Genomic DNA, 13,859 nt, shown 5'->3' with positions numbered 1-13,859 from the left:
CCCTCACCCCCAACCCCTCTCCCTGAGGGAGAGGGGAGTTAGGGATCGATGTGACAAACCTATTGTTGAATAAGGCCATGGAGATTACCCAGCAGCGAGGAAGCGTTGAGCAAAAGTTGGCATCATCCGGCGTTGGGTTAGTCTTGCTCAAGCGGCAGGTATCTGTTACCACCACCAGGGCTTGAGGGGGGTGCCGTCGGGGAAGATGAGGCCGACAATCTGGGATCCGCTGTGCTTGAGGCCCTCGATCTGGGCGCCTTGCAGGTTGGCTTGGGTCAGGTTGGCGCGGCTGACATCAGCCCAGCGCAGGTTGGCCCCCTGGAACTGGGCCTGGCGCAGCTCGGCGCCGCTGAGATCGGCTCCTTCCAGGTCGGCATTTTGCAAGTTGGCCCCCCGCAGATCCGCCCGCTGCAGGTTGGCCCCCCGCAAGTCTGCTCCTTCCAGGTCAGATCCGCGCAGATCGACGCGCTTCAGGTCGGCCCCCCGCAGCCGGATCTGGCGCAGCACCAGCCCCCTCAAGTCGGCCTTGCTCAGGTCTTGGCCACAGAGATCCTGCCCCTCTCCTCCCCAGTTCTGCAACTGCCAGATGTGGCGCAGCCGCTCCTCCAGGTGGGTCTCTTGGGAAAGCCGGGATCCCCGCAGGCTGGTGCCGCTGACTTTGGCCCCTCTCAAGTCGGCTCCCTCCAGATCGGCCCCCTGTAAGTCGGCTCCGCTCAGCTTGGCCCCTTGCAAATTGGCCTGGCGCAGATCCGCTTGCTGCAGTTGGGCGCCGTTGAAGTTGCAAAAGCGCAGGTTGGCCTTTCTCAAATTGGCTTCGTGGAAGTTAGCACCCCCCAGCCGCGCCTCTTGCAGATCCACTCCCTCCAAGTCGGCGTAGGTGAAGTCCCGCTCGCCGCGCCGATAGGCCACGATCACCCCTTGCGCTCCCCCCACCGGGCGAAAGGGGCTGTAGGCGCGACAGGCCCGCTCCGCCTCCGGCTGCCCTAGCTGCGACAACAAGCGCCAAGCCGCCAGGCGCACCGCCCAAGAGCTGTTGCCGGCCAGGGCCGCAATCAGCTCGGCCAGGCCCGCCGATCCGTACTCCAGCAACTGGGGCAACGTAGCCAGGCGCACCGCTTCGTCGCTGTGGGCAAGGCGCCGCCGCGCCCCCTCGATGCCTCCCAACACCAAAGCCTGGGCCGGGGCGGTCGCCGTTTGACCCCCCAACACCAGATCCCAAAGTCGTGGCCGGGTGCCACCGGAGAGCTGGGAGTTGCCGATCATGGGCCCGGCTATACCCAACGTCCCACCACGACGCGGATGGTGCCATCCTCCAACACTTCTTCGGCCTCAATGGCATAGCCCTGTTCCCGGGCCGAGCGCAGCAAGCTTTTGTGGGCGTAGCGCTGCAAAATCGGCTCCAAGAAGGTCTGGGGATCGATACCTGCTCCCCACAGATCGGTCACCAGCTCGTAGTGATCCCCGTTGCGGCGAAAGCCGATGTCGAAGCCATTTTGCTGACGGATCACCAAGTCGGCGCGGGTGCGATTCCACAGGTAGCCGCGCAAGCTGGCATCCCGCTGCACGGCGTAGCCCAGTTCCTTTAGGGTCTCTTCCAAGAGCTCGGCGTCCTTGATTTGCACTTGCAGAGTGGTGAAGTGAGACATGGCGGTTACAATCCTTTGCGGGATGGAGACGGGATCCTCCACTATAAAGTGCCCTTGCGGTTGTGGAAAAAATGTGAAAAAGCATCACGTGGATCCCTAACTCCTCCCCTGGACAAAGGAGTCGCGGAAGTGTCTCAATCGGGTTTGCAATGAGCCTATCTGTGGGCGGATCCCTGCCGGCAAAATGGTTTAATGGGAGTTTAGCCCTTCACTTGACCCCTATGGCTGAGACCTTTCTTTACAACGCCTTGCGTGCCGCCCTCGACGAAGAAATGGCCCGCGATTCCAATGTATTCGTGCTGGGAGAGGATGTCGGCCATTACGGCGGCTCCTACAAAGTCACCAAAGACCTGTATCGCAAGTATGGGGAGATGCGCCTGCTGGATACCCCCATTTGCGAGAACAGCTTCACCGGCCTGGCCATCGGGGCAGCCATGACCGGCTTGCGCCCGGTGGTGGAAGGGATGAACATGGGTTTTTTGCTCCTGGCCTTCAACCAAATCGCCAACAACGCCGGCATGCTGCGCTACACTTCCGGCGGCAACTTTAAGATCCCACTGGTCATCCGCGGGCCGGGCGGGGTGGGCCGCCAGTTGGGAGCCGAGCACTCGCAGCGGCTGGAGGCTTACTTTCAAGCGGTGCCCGGCCTCAAGATCGTGGCCTGTTCAACCCCTTACAATGCCAAGGGTTTGCTCAAGTCGGCCATCCGCGACGACAACCCCGTTCTCTTTTTCGAGCATGTGCTCCTGTACAACTTAAAAGAAGATCTGCCGGAGGAAGAGTATCTTTTGCCTCTGGATAAAGCCGAAATTGTCCGATCCGGGTCGGACGTTACCCTGCTCACCTACTCGCGCATGCGCCACCACGTGCTCAAGGCTGTGGATACTTTGGTGTTACAGGAGATCGATCCCGAGGTGATCGATTTGATTTCCCTCAAACCTCTGGATATGGAGACCATTGCTGCTTCGGTGCGCAAAACCCACCGGGTGGTCATCGTTGAAGAAGACATGAAAACAGGCGGCATTGGGGCGGAGCTGACCGCCCGCATCATGGAAGAATTGTTTGACGAGCTGGACGCGCCGGTGGTGCGGTTGGCCTCCCAGGACATTCCCACCCCCTACAACGGCACGCTGGAGGCAGCCACGATCGTGCAGCCGGCAGATATTGTGGCGGCGGTGGAGCGGCTCCTCTACGCTGATTAGAGCCCCTGGCATCAGACGTCGAAATCCTACTCCCAGCTCCGCAATCACCTGCAAAGTTCTCAGGGCAACCTTGCTAAGATTTCCATGGCAGGGATCCCAGGCTATGCAAGGCGTACTGCTGATCCTCTACATGTTGTTTGTCAGTGGCCTGATTGCCGTGGTTGGGGATCGGGTCGGCTATCGGATTGGCAAAAAGCGCCTCACCTGGTTTAACCTGCGCCCCCGCCACACGGCCGTTTTGGTAGCCGTGATTACCGGGGTGAGCATCTCGGCGCTGACCTTGGGCACACTGCTGCTCCTCAACCGCTCCCTGTCGGAGGCCCTGTTCAGCTACACCAACCAAATTGCCCAGGCGGAGCAGGAGCTGCGGGCCCTCAACCACCAAAAGGCCCTGCTGGAAGCCGAAAATGCCGCTCTCAGGGTTGAGCGAGACCGCCTCAAGCTGGATCTCGACCAGTTTCGCAGCCAGCAATCGGCAGCCCAGACCCGCCTGAGCGAAGTCCGGGATCAACTGACCTTGGCGCTGCAGGAGCGGCAAGAGGCAGAGGCCAAGCTGGCGGCAGCCAATGAGCAACTGGCCCAGGTGCAGCCCAGCCTGGCTCGAGCCCAGGCCGAGTTGGAGGCGGTGAAGGCAGAGGTGGAGTCGGCCCGGCAGGTCATTGCCACGCTGCAGTCGCAAAAACAAGCCCTGCAACTGGATCGGGATCAGTTAGAGCGCTCGTTGGATACGGCCCAGGCAGCTCTGGCCCAACTGGAGAGCCAAAAAAAACAGCTTGAGCAGGAGATCGAGCAGCTCAACCAGTTGGCGGTGCGGTTGCGGCGGGGAGAGTTGGCCATCCTGGCCGGAGAAGTCTTGGCGACGGGGGTTGTCGAGTCGCCGGAAGGGGCCAAACCGGAGGTGATCCGGCAACAGTTTGAGCGACTGTTGGCTCAGGCCGAGCGACGGGCCCTCGCCCTCGGATCCCAGCCCATGCCCCCTCTGGAAAACGCGATCTTGATCCGCCGCGAGGATGCCGATCAAGCCTTGGAAAAGCTACAAGAACCCGGTAGCTGGGCGGTGCGCATTCTCTCGCTCTCCAATCGGCTCAAGGGCGAGCCTGTGCCTGTGCTGGTACAGATCTACCCCAACCAGCGGATTTTCGCCAAGGGATCCGTGCTGGCCCAGGGGGTGATCCAGCCGGGTTTGAGCGAAAATCAAATCCAGCAGCAACTGCTGCGACTGCTGAACCAGGCCAATCAGCGCTCGCAAGAGGAGGGGCTCCTCTCCGATCCCATCACCGGCACCGTTGGGGAATTCTCGCAGGTGAAGTTTTTGGAAGTGGTGCAGCGCCTCCGTCAAAGCACCACCCCTATGGATGTAAAGCTGGTTGCCGACACAGACATTTACACGGCGGGGCCGTTGCGGGTGAGTTTTCTGATGGCCGACCAACCCAGCTCTTCTGGAGTTTCACAAGCGGGGCCCCCTGAGGGATGATGGACTCACTCCGTCCGGTAAGGCTGGAAGAGGGGCGGGTGCTGATCGGTTTTGACCCGGGGCGGGACAAATGTGGCCTTGCCGTTGTGCAAGTCCGGCCGGTGTGGCAGGTCTTGCATCGGGAAGTGGTCTTGGCAGGGGAGGCGCCGGCCAGGTTGCAGAGCCTCTGGCAGCAGTTTGGAGCGGAGCGGGTGATCCTGGGCAACCAGACGACGGCCCAGGCCTGGAAACACCAACTGGAATCACTCATCCCCCCGCCGCAGATCGTCCTGGTGGACGAGCGCCACAGCTCGGAAGAGGCCCGGCGGCGCTACTGGGATTTTTACCCGCCGCGAGGATGGGAGCGACTGTTGCCCAAGGGGATGCGGATGCCGGCCAAGGCGTACGATGATCTGGTGGCTCTGATTCTGGTGGAGCGCTATTGTCGTGAGACTGAGCCGACGTGAGCTGCTGCAGGGGATCCTGCTGGGGCTGATGGTGACAGGGTGTGGTGGGCACCTGCCTCTGATTGTGGCGCTCAAGCAAGGGATCCCCGCCAGCCTGGTGAACGAGTTTCGCCGCCGCACTCAGGCCCGCTTTCGGCTGCAACTGGTGGATGAGCGGGCCCAACTGCTGGCCTATCTGCGGCAGAGCGTCCAGCCGCCTGGTTCGGCCTGGCGGGTTCGGCGGCCGGTGGCAGCTCTAAGCTTGTTGGGGGCCGACGCTTTGGATCGGGCCGTGGCTGCCGGATGGCTGGATCCCTTGCCGCCTGAGCTTTTGGGGGAACGATGGTCCAATTTGGATCCCCGCTGGCAAGCCGCTGCGCGCCGGGAAGGACAGATCTGGGGTGTGCCTTGGCGCTGGGGGGTAACGGCCATCGCCTACCGCCGCGATCGGGTGGGCAAGCCGATTCGGGACTGGGAAGATCTGTGGCGGCCTGAGCTGACCGGCAAGATCACCCTGCCGGATCACCCGCGGGAGGTGATCGGGCTTGTCCTCAAAAAGATGGGCCGCTCCTACAACGATCCCCTCGACCCTGAGGATGTCGAACTCCGGCAAGAGCTGGGATCCCTGCACCGCCAGGTTTTGGCCTATACTTCCGCCGACTACCTGCCCATCTTGCGCCTGGCCGATAGCTGGGTGGCCGTGGGCTGGTCGCAGGATCTCTATGCCACCCAAGCCAACTACCCGGAGCTGGAAGTGGTGATCCCGGCGTCTGGCTCCGCCATCTGGTGGGATGTCTGGGTGCGACCTCACCTCAAAAACCCTGCCGACCCAGAATCAACCCAGACAGATGCTGGATCCCTGCTGGCCAACTGGATTGACTTTGTCTTGAATCCTGAGTTTGCCCCTCGCCTGGTGAATCTGAGCGGGATCGCTTCGGTTGTGCCGCTGGATTTGGCGCAACTGGCCCCCCGCCTGCAACGCCGAGCCGACTTTCAAATCTCCACTTGGCAACGCGCAGAGATCTGGCGCCCCTTGAGCTCAGCCGAGGCCGAGTCCTATCTCAATCTCTGGGATCAAATGCGACGGGGCCTTCTGTAGAGCCACGGCCCGTGGCAGGCTTTGGCATCTATCGGGTGGACAGTTGAGAAGTCTTGTGCCGGCCCGCAATACTTTGTCAAGGTTTGCAACGCTGCTGAGGAGCTGTGGTAGGATGCCTGCTGTCTGATGAGCCAGTCGCATTTGCATCGAGGAGAGCGCCTTGAGCCTGAGAGTTGCTGTTGTGGGAGGTGGCCCAGCCGGAGCCTCTGCCGCCGAAGTTTTGGCCCAAGCCGGAATTGAAACCTTTTTGTTGGAGCGGAAGCTGGACAACGCCAAGCCCTGCGGGGGGGCCATTCCCCTCTGTATGGTCTCCGAATTCAACCTCCCTGAGGAGATCATTGACCGCAAAGTGCGCAAGATGAAGATGATCTCCCCTTCCAACTATGAGGTGGATATCGTCCTCGACAACGAAAACGAATACATCGGCATGTGCCGCCGCGAGATCTTGGATGCCTTCTTGCGCAACCGTGCCCATCAAAAAGGGGCGGAGCTGATCAACGGCAAAGTGATGCATCTGGAAATTCCCCAAAATAACCGGGATCCCTACATCCTCCACTACAACGATTTCTCCGACGGCTCGAGGCAAGGGAGACCGCGTTCTTTGGCGGTGGATGTGGTGATCGGGGCGGATGGGTTCCACTCCAAGGTGGCGGAAGCCATTGGTGCTGGCGACTACAACTATGCCCTGGCCTTTCAGGAGCGGATTCGGCTCCCGGACGACAAAATGGCCTACTACGAAGAGCGGGCAGAGATGTACGTGGGGGACGATGTTTCTCCAGACTTCTATGCCTGGGTCTTCCCCAAGTCCAACCATGTAGCCGTAGGCACCGGCACCATGAAGGCCAACCAGGCCAACATCCAAAAGTTGCAAGCTGGGATCCGTGCCCGCGCTGCCGAGCGGATTCGGGGGGGGCAGGTGATTAAGGTAGAGGCCCATCCGATCCCGGAGCATCCGCGTCCGCGCCGCGTGGTGGGCCGTGCGGCTTTGGTGGGAGATGCGGCAGGCTATGTAACCAAATCCAGCGGCGAAGGGATCTATTTTGCCGCCAAGTCGGGCCGCATGTGTGCCGAGACCATCGTCGAGACCTCCAACGGCGGGAAGCGCGTCCCCAGCGAGGAGGAGCTCAAGCTGTATCTCAAGCGCTGGGATCGCCAATACGGCCTGACCTACAAGGTTTTGGATATTCTACAACGGGTGTTCTACCGTTCCAACGCCACTCGCGAAGCCTTTGTGGAGATGTGCGCCGACCGGGATGTGCAGCGGCTAACCTTTGACAGCTACCTCTACAAGACGGTGGTGCCCATGAACCCTTGGGTGCAGTTCAAGATCACGGTCAAAACCCTGGGCAGCCTGATCCGCGGCAACGCTTTAGCTCCCTGAGGATCCCTACTGCCACTGGAAGGTGACGGTAACGCGATCCCAATTGGCTTCCGTTTTCAGCACACTGGCAGAGGCCCGTTGTCCGGCGGGCACATCGCTGGGCTCAAACGCGGCCACCCGCGTATCGATGACTGCTTCTCCCTGATAGAAGGTGAAACGAGCGCGGGCGTTGAGAACGGTGCGGGTGCTGCGGTTGATCGCCTCCACGCTCAGGCGGCTGCCGGCCCCTACCCGTTCTTCTCGAATGGATCCCACGATCACGAAATCTCCCGGGTTGGGCGCAGATGTGGCGGCGGTCGGCGTTGGGCTGGCCATCGGTGGGGCCGTCTCGTTCTGCTTGAGGAGCTCCAAAACGCGGGCCAACTCTTGCTGGAAAAAAACAAAGGCTTCCCGCGATTGGTTGGCTACCTGGGCCAAAATCAGCCGATCCGACTCCTCTACCGGAATTTCCAGCAGGGGGGCCGGCCCTTTGAGGGTGACTCGAATGCTGGCGACCTCTTGGTTGATGAACTTATCCAGGTAGGGAAAGATGTTGAGAATGCAGTCTTGAAAGGATCCCATCGGCATAATGCGATTGTTCGTCAGCACCAAGTCGGCCCGCTCACAGCTAGCCCGATCCTCCATATCGATCTCCAGGGGCACGCGGAAGGATCCCAGGCTAGTGTTGGTGATGGTGACGCCAATGCCGTACACCTCCTGTCGCCAGCCGTGGATGATCTCCAGGCTGGGACTGGTCACTTCCTCGGTGAAGTACTCTCCCGCCCAGACAGGGGATCCCCCCAGAGATAGGGTCAATAGCAACACAGGGAAATAGCAGGTCAGTCTCCGGTTCACCTCAACCTTCCTCCACGCACAGCTTGTGAATTCTGGGGCAAGGCATCGATTTGCTTCCCTGAGATGGAAATAGCCTAGCCTCAGAGCTACCGCCCAACCAAGAGACGCACCTTTTGCACTGGACACCCTCTCCGCCCCGACCTTTTGCACCAGCAGCCAATGGTCATCTCCGCAGGTATCCGAAATATCCATTTTTACCTCAAAGCACCCCCTCAGCGGGTCTGGAGAGGCCATTCTTTGCAGGGATCCCCAAAGATCGCCACCTACTCCGTACACTGGGATCCTGGGGGGGCATGATGACCGGACAACGACTCAGCCTGTGGACGAAGCTGGCCTATGGGGTGGGGGATCTGGGCACGGGCATAACGGCCAATATCCTCATCTTTTTCCTGCTGCCCTTTCTCACCAATACCGTCGGCATGGCGGCGGGCCTGGCCGGCAGCATCTACGCCATCACCCGCTTTTGGGATGCCATCAACGATCCCCTCATCGGCATCCTCAGCGACCGCACCCGCAGCCGTTGGGGTCGTCGCCGCCCCTGGCTGCTGTTTTCGGCTCTTCCCTTTGCCCTGACCTTTGCGGCGCAGTGGTGGATCCCTTTTCCCGGTCGAACTGGGCTTTTGTTTGCCTATTACCTGGCGGTGTCGCTGCTGTTTAACACCTTCTACTCTGCCGCCAACATTCCCTATGCCTCTCTGACAGCGGAGCTGACCCAAGACTACGACGAGCGCACCCAGCTCAACCAGTTCCGCTTTGCCTTCTCGGTGGGGGGCAGCATGGTTGCAGTAGTCAGCTTTCCGCTTTTGGTTAACCTGCTGCCGGATCGGGCTGCCGGCCATCTGCTGGCGGGAGCTTGTTTTGGGGGGCTCTCGGCTGTGCCCCTGCTGCTCTGCTTTTGGGGGGTGCGAGAACGGTATCAATCCTGGCGGGATCCGCTGCCCCTACTGCAGCAACTGCGGGTGGCCTTCAGCAACCGCCCCTATCTATTTGTCAGCGGCATCTACCTGTGTTCTTGGCTGGCGTTTCAGTTTACGGCCACGATCATCCCCTATTTCATTGTTTTCTGGATGCAGTTGCCGGAGGTGTGGATCTCGCTGGTGGTGTTGGCGGTTCAGAGCGTTGCGGTGCTGACCCTGTTTGCCTGGACGCGACTGAGCGCCCACCTGGGCAAGCGCGCCATGTACCTGATCGGGGCGGGGTTTTGGCTGATCTCGCAAGCCGGCCTGTTTTTCCTACAGCCCGGCCAGGAGCGGCTCATGATTGCCCTGGCGCTGTTGGCGGGGGTGGGGGTTTCGGCCACGGCCTATCTCGGCCCCTGGTCGATGTTGCCGGATGTCATCGACCTGGATGAGCTGCAAACTGGGGAGCGGCGGGAAGGGATCTTTTGTGCCTTGATGGTGTTCCTGCAAAAGGTAGGCCTAGGACTGGGGCTGTTTTTCCTAGGGCAAGTTCTGGAGTGGTCTGGCTTTATCCCTTCGGTGGCCGGGGGGCCGCCGCCCACCCAGCCGGAATCGGCCCTGTTGGCCATCCGCCTTGCCATTGGCCCCTTGCCGGCGGTGGTTTTAATCGGCGGCATCCTGCTGGTGTGGCTCTACCCCATCACCCGGCAGCGCCACCGGCAGATCCTGCAGGAACTAGAAGCAAGACGGGCGGGATCCGCCTAGACAAGAGCCGCTTCCCCTCTTTAGTTGAGGATGATGCGCAGGCCGCTGCCGGAAGGCTGCACCGGCTCGGAGTTGGGCAGAATCCGCAGGCCGCTGCCGCTGGGCCGGATCCCGGTGTTGTCGGTATTGACGAAGAAGGTGTTGGAGCGGCCATCCCGCTCGTAGACCACCACGTCGTTGGAATTGAACTGGGAGCGGCAGATGATGGGGGAGTTGTCGGCAGCAGTGGCGGCGCTGCAGCGGTAGCCAGGGGCAGAGACCACTTGGCCCTCGGCATCGATGGAAAAAGGAACTCCCCCGGGCGGGAACGGAGCCAAGAGCGGCTGGTCGGGGTTGAGGATAACCGAGCCACCGGTGCTGGGTTCGACAACGATCCCGCGGCCATCAATGACGATCCGCTGAGCTTGTACAGGAGCGACAGCCCCCAAGAGCAAAGCCAGGCTTAGCCCCAGTGGGCGGGGAAAAAACAGTTTCATCGGACCTCTCCTTTGGCCCAGGGCCATTCCACTCTTTGGGATCCATCGGCTACCTTGGAGGGATCCCTAACTTGATCTTGGCCCAGGTAGGGAGGATAACCCAGGGCGGAAGCCGTCACCTCGCTTGCCAGGATGGGCACTTGGCCTTCGGCTCGACTACCACAGCCCGGAACGCCCCAGCGCCAGACCCACCACCAACATCCCCAACACCAGAAAAGGCTGAGCGCTGGCCTGGTATTTCACGTCGTTGTTGAGGGGATCCCGCAGCAGGTACATGTCTTGGAAGGTGATCTGGGGGATAATGAGCAGCACCAAAATCGCCGCATAGAGTTTTAGGCCGGCTCCCAGCAAAAACGAGGCCATGCCGAACTGAAATAGATCAATCATCAGCGCCGCGATCCAGGCCGCCCCCACAGCGCCAAACATCACCGGCAAAGAGGCGAGTCCAAATTGTCTATCTCCCTCGATGCTTTTGAAATCGTTGACCACGGCAATCCCCAGGCCGGCCAAGCTGTAGATTAGAGTTAGGATGCAGACTGTCCAGTTGAGCTGGCCAAACAGGGCGTGGCCTGTCCACCAGGGCAAAGCAATGTAGCTGGCGCCCAGGGCGTAGTTGCCCAGCCAGCCATTGCGCTTCAGTTTCAGGGGCGGCGCCGAGTAGATGTAGGCAATTAGGGCTCCCGCCAGGGCAATGCAGGTGATCACCGGGAAGTCGTGGCCGGTGTACCAGTCCAGGGCATAGGCCAACCCCAGCCCCAAGATCAGCAGCACCCAGATCTGGATAACCACCCGCTGCAGGGAGATGGCCCCGGAAGGGATGGGGCGGTAAGGCTCGTTGATGGCGTCGATGTCGCGGTCGTAGTACTCGTTCAGGGTCTGGGTGTAGCCGGTCATCAGGGGGCCGGCCAGGATCATGCCCACCAGGATGAGGGCCACGTTCTCCCAAGTCCAGGTAAAGTGGCCAGAAGAGGCCGCCCCCGGAATCAGGCCCCACACCAGCGGGATCCAGGTGACGGGCTTCATCAGTTGCAGGTGGACTTGCCAAACGGAGCGAGACTCCACCTCTGCCCCTTTCATGCCCAAAAGTTGACGGACACGCCGGCTGGCGGATCCTTGGTCGGTTTCAGGAGCCGGCGCGGTTTCTGCGCTGGGATCGGCAGCAGGGGCCATTGCGTCTGCCGCTGGCGCCAAAGATGGCTCTTGAGAGGTGCTTTCGCTCATAGTGGGGTGCGCAATCAAACTTCAACAACGGGGATACCCACCCCCATTCTGAGGCATCTTCCCTCGTTCCTCAAAACTTTCCTCTAGACAATCTGCGCTGCCACGAATAGGGATTGGTGCTGGGCCGGGATCCGCTCTTTCTCGGCTGCCGGGATCACCAAGGGGGGCTGCCGGGTGTAGTTGACGGGATCCCGGAACCAAGGTCGGCTGTAGGTGTTGTAAAGGAGGGGCCGGGGAGCGGTAGAACGATTGGCCCGGCCTAGGTGGATCAAGCGGTAATCGAACAGCAGGCAGGATCCCTTGGCCAGCGGCGGATCGACAAAGGGCATCTGCCGGGCCAGCTCGGTGTAGTGGGCCTCGAAAACGGCATGGCTGCCGGGCCAGAGACGGGTTATGCCGTTCTCTTCGTTGACATCCACCAGCGGAATGAGAAGATTGAGGGCATAGCAGGGGATGATGGCATCCAGAATTGCGTCGCCGAAGAGGTGGGAGAGATCCCGGTGAACCTGTTGGTCGGCGGATCCCGGCAGAGAAACTACCACCCCCAGACCGCTCAGGATCAGGCTTGATCCCAAGATTCGCTGCAAAATAGGCAGGACTAAGGGGTGGGCATAGAGCAGGGGATCGTTAAAGGGCCCCTCCAGGCGCACCGTCACCATCACTCGTCGATTGCCCACCAACAGGGCGTCGGTGTGGTTCTCGTGGGTGCAGTAGCGGCTGTAGGTGGCCAGAAAGCTGCTGTGCAGCTTGTCGATGAGCGCCGTGGGGAAGATCTCCGGCAGCACCAGGTAGCCCTCGGTGGAAAACAGGTGAAACGCCTGCTCTACGGTCTCCGGATCCGGCTGCTGTCCTGTATGGCTAAAGCGCACCTCGGCTAACACGAACCTTTACCCCTTTTGCAGACTGGCCACTGCCATCAGCATGCCCCGCGCCTTGTTCAAACATTCTTGATATTCCCGCTCTGGATCCGAGTCGGCCACGATGCCCGCCCCGGCTTGGACGCTCACCTGGCCCCGTTGAACCAGCAGGGTGCGGATGGTGATGGCGGTGTTCAGTTGGCCGGAGAAGTCATAGTAGCCGTAGGCACCGGCGTAGGGGCCGCGGCGGCACCCTTCCAGCTCGTGGATAATCTGCATGGCGCGAATTTTGGGGGCGCCGGTAACGGTGCCGGCAGGAAAGGTGGCCCGCAGCAGATCCCAGGCGCTGTAGCGGGGATCCAACTGCCCTACCACGTTGCTGACGATGTGCATCACGTGGCTGTAGCGCTCAATCTGCATCAGGTCGTCCACCTGCACGGATCCCAGGCGGCAGACCCTTCCCAGGTCGTTGCGGGCCAAGTCCACCAGCATGACGTGCTCCGCCCGCTCCTTGGGATCCGCCAAGAGCTCTTGCTCCAACTGGCGGTCTTCGGCGGGGGTAGTGCCGCGGGGGCGGGTGCCGGCGATGGGACGCACGGTGGCGATGCGCTCTTCCCCCACCCGGCTGAGCTTGACCATCACCTCTGGGCTGGAGCCAATCAGGCACAGATCCCCAAACTGCAAAAATGCCATGTAGGGGGAGGGGTTAATCAGCCGCAGGGAGCGGTAGAGGCGAAAGGGATCCCCGTCAAAGCGGCTGGTCAAGCGCTGCGAGAGCACCACCTGAAAGATCTCGCCGGCGCAGATGTAGGCTTTGGCCTGCTCCACCGCCTGGCAGTAGGCGGCGCGGCTGAGGGTGCTGGGGGGAATGGCATCGGGCAGGTGGGGCTTCCAGTCGAGGCTGAGGTGGGATAGCGACAGGGGAGCGCTGAGCTGTTGCAGCAGCGTTTCCACCCGCTGGCAAGCTTGGGCGTAGGCCTGCTCCGCCGGCTGCTGGCGCGTGTCGGCAAAGGCCACCACCCAGATCTTGCGCTTCACCTGGTCGAAGATCAGGATGCTGTCCACCTGCATTAGGATGGCGTCGGGCGGATCCCCTGGCTGCGGGGGATGGATGGGTACCTTGGGCTCAATCCAGCGAATCAGCTCATAGCCCCAGTAGCCGAACAGCCCGCCAATGCTGCTGGGCAACTCCGGCAGGTGCACCGGCTCATAGGGCCGCAGGCAGCGGGCCAAAATGGCAAAGGGATCCCCGTGGTGCTGCTCTCGACGCCCGTCGCGGTGGATTTGCAAGGCCTGATCCCCGCGCACCTCTAGCACCCACAGGGGATCGCAGCCGAGGAAGCTGTAGCGGGCCACCTGCTCCCCTCCCTCCACCGATTCCAACAAAAAGTTGTAGGGCCGCCCGGCACAGACCCGGTACCAGGCGGAGACGGGCGTTTCCAAGTCCGCCACCCATTCCTGGTACACCGGGATGAAATTGCCTTGTTGGCTGAGGGCGAGAAACTCCTTCAGGGAAGGGAAGATCATGGCCTGCACTTCCTGCGGTTTGCCTCTCGACTTTACCCTAAGGCGGGCAACCA

13 protein-coding genes are annotated in these 13,859 nt (G+C 61.3%); 6 read left to right on the top strand and 7 right to left on the bottom strand.

Going from position 1 to position 13,859, the window contains the following annotated elements; translation table 11 throughout:
* Positions 1-165: 165 nt before the first annotated feature.
* Positions 166-1,263, bottom strand: a complete 1,098-nt coding sequence (locus tag NW853_RS01405) for a pentapeptide repeat-containing protein (protein ID WP_414347298.1) — start codon at positions 1,261-1,263, stop codon at positions 166-168.
* A gap of 8 nt (positions 1,264-1,271) precedes the next feature.
* Positions 1,272-1,646, bottom strand: a complete 375-nt coding sequence (locus NW853_RS01400) for a DUF1257 domain-containing protein (protein WP_414333509.1) — start codon at positions 1,644-1,646, stop codon at positions 1,272-1,274.
* A 221-nt stretch (positions 1,647-1,867) separates the two neighbouring features.
* On the opposite strand from NW853_RS01400, the gene NW853_RS01395 reads away from it, so the two are divergent.
* From NW853_RS01395 to chlP, 5 genes are all read left to right on the top strand, one after another.
* On the top strand, positions 1,868-2,848 hold the full coding sequence (locus tag NW853_RS01395; RefSeq protein WP_414333511.1) for an alpha-ketoacid dehydrogenase subunit beta: 981 nt from the start codon (positions 1,868-1,870) through the stop codon (positions 2,846-2,848).
* A 103-nt stretch (positions 2,849-2,951) separates the two neighbouring features.
* A complete protein-coding gene (locus tag NW853_RS01390; RefSeq protein ID WP_414347296.1) occupies positions 2,952-4,322 on the top strand; it encodes a DUF3084 domain-containing protein in 1,371 nt (456 codons plus the stop codon).
* Positions 4,319-4,768, top strand: a complete 450-nt coding sequence (locus NW853_RS01385) for a resolvase (RefSeq protein ID WP_414333515.1) — start codon at positions 4,319-4,321, stop codon at positions 4,766-4,768. The genes NW853_RS01390 and NW853_RS01385 overlap by 4 nt, the downstream gene beginning before the upstream one ends.
* Entirely contained in the window at positions 4,749-5,846 is a 1,098-nt protein-coding gene (locus tag NW853_RS01380) for an extracellular solute-binding protein (RefSeq protein ID WP_414333517.1), read from the top strand. Before NW853_RS01385 ends, NW853_RS01380 begins: the two co-directional genes overlap by 20 nt.
* A 160-nt stretch (positions 5,847-6,006) precedes the next feature.
* Positions 6,007-7,227: a geranylgeranyl reductase gene (gene chlP, locus NW853_RS01375; protein ID WP_414333518.1), complete on the top strand. Its 1,221-nt coding sequence runs from the start codon at positions 6,007-6,009 to the stop codon at positions 7,225-7,227.
* A 6-nt stretch (positions 7,228-7,233) separates the two neighbouring features.
* Here chlP and NW853_RS01370 read toward each other — a convergent pair whose 3' ends face one another.
* A complete protein-coding gene (locus NW853_RS01370) occupies positions 7,234-8,061 on the bottom strand; it encodes a hypothetical protein (RefSeq protein WP_414333520.1) in 828 nt (275 codons plus the stop codon).
* A 293-nt stretch (positions 8,062-8,354) separates the two neighbouring features.
* On the opposite strand from NW853_RS01370, the gene NW853_RS01365 reads away from it, so the two are divergent.
* The gene (locus NW853_RS01365) at positions 8,355-9,725 is read left to right on the top strand and encodes an MFS transporter (protein ID WP_414347294.1); all 1,371 of its coding nucleotides are present in this window, start codon (positions 8,355-8,357) and stop codon (positions 9,723-9,725) included.
* Between the two features lie 20 nt (positions 9,726-9,745).
* Here NW853_RS01365 and NW853_RS01360 read toward each other — a convergent pair whose 3' ends face one another.
* The 4 genes from NW853_RS01360 to trpE form a co-directional block, all read right to left on the bottom strand.
* Entirely contained in the window at positions 9,746-10,201 is a 456-nt protein-coding gene (locus NW853_RS01360) for a hypothetical protein (RefSeq protein ID WP_414333524.1), read from the bottom strand.
* 156 nt (positions 10,202-10,357) lie between these two features.
* A complete protein-coding gene (chlG, locus tag NW853_RS01355) occupies positions 10,358-11,371 on the bottom strand; it encodes a chlorophyll synthase ChlG (protein ID WP_414333525.1) in 1,014 nt (337 codons plus the stop codon).
* Positions 11,372-11,505: 134 nt separating this feature from the next.
* Positions 11,506-12,303, bottom strand: coding sequence for a phytanoyl-CoA dioxygenase family protein (locus NW853_RS01350; protein ID WP_414347291.1), 798 nt, complete (start codon positions 12,301-12,303; stop codon positions 11,506-11,508).
* Between the two features lie 6 nt (positions 12,304-12,309).
* Positions 12,310-13,806 carry an anthranilate synthase component I gene (gene trpE / locus NW853_RS01345; RefSeq protein WP_414347321.1) on the bottom strand — a complete coding sequence of 499 codons (1,497 nt, stop codon included), beginning with the start codon at positions 13,804-13,806 and terminating at the stop codon, positions 12,310-12,312.
* Positions 13,807-13,859: the final 53 nt, after the last annotated feature.

It is taken from the genome of Synechococcus sp. H55.11 (assembly GCF_047462475.1).
In the GTDB taxonomy this organism is placed as follows: domain Bacteria; phylum Cyanobacteriota; class Cyanobacteriia; order Thermostichales; family Thermostichaceae; genus Thermostichus.
Note: the sequence above shows the minus strand (reverse complement) of the source record. Positions and strands in the feature narration are given on the sequence as shown.

Excerpts from the sequence above, each read along its gene's own strand:
- NW853_RS01405 (WP_414347298.1), bottom strand. The coding sequence starts at position 1,263 with ATGATCGGCAACTCCCAGCTCTCCGGTGGCACCCGGCCACGACTTTGG.
- NW853_RS01400 (WP_414333509.1), bottom strand. The coding sequence starts at position 1,646 with ATGTCTCACTTCACCACTCTGCAAGTGCAAATCAAGGACGCCGAGCTC.
- NW853_RS01395 (WP_414333511.1), top strand. The coding sequence starts at position 1,868 with ATGGCTGAGACCTTTCTTTACAACGCCTTGCGTGCCGCCCTCGACGAA.
- NW853_RS01390 (WP_414347296.1), top strand. The coding sequence starts at position 2,952 with ATGCAAGGCGTACTGCTGATCCTCTACATGTTGTTTGTCAGTGGCCTG.
- NW853_RS01385 (WP_414333515.1), top strand. The coding sequence starts at position 4,319 with ATGATGGACTCACTCCGTCCGGTAAGGCTGGAAGAGGGGCGGGTGCTG.
- NW853_RS01365 (WP_414347294.1), top strand. The coding sequence starts at position 8,355 with ATGATGACCGGACAACGACTCAGCCTGTGGACGAAGCTGGCCTATGGG.
- NW853_RS01360 (WP_414333524.1), bottom strand. The coding sequence starts at position 10,201 with ATGAAACTGTTTTTTCCCCGCCCACTGGGGCTAAGCCTGGCTTTGCTC.
- chlG (WP_414333525.1), bottom strand. The coding sequence starts at position 11,371 with ATGGCCCCTGCTGCCGATCCCAGCGCAGAAACCGCGCCGGCTCCTGAA.
- trpE (WP_414347321.1), bottom strand. The coding sequence starts at position 13,806 with ATGATCTTCCCTTCCCTGAAGGAGTTTCTCGCCCTCAGCCAACAAGGC.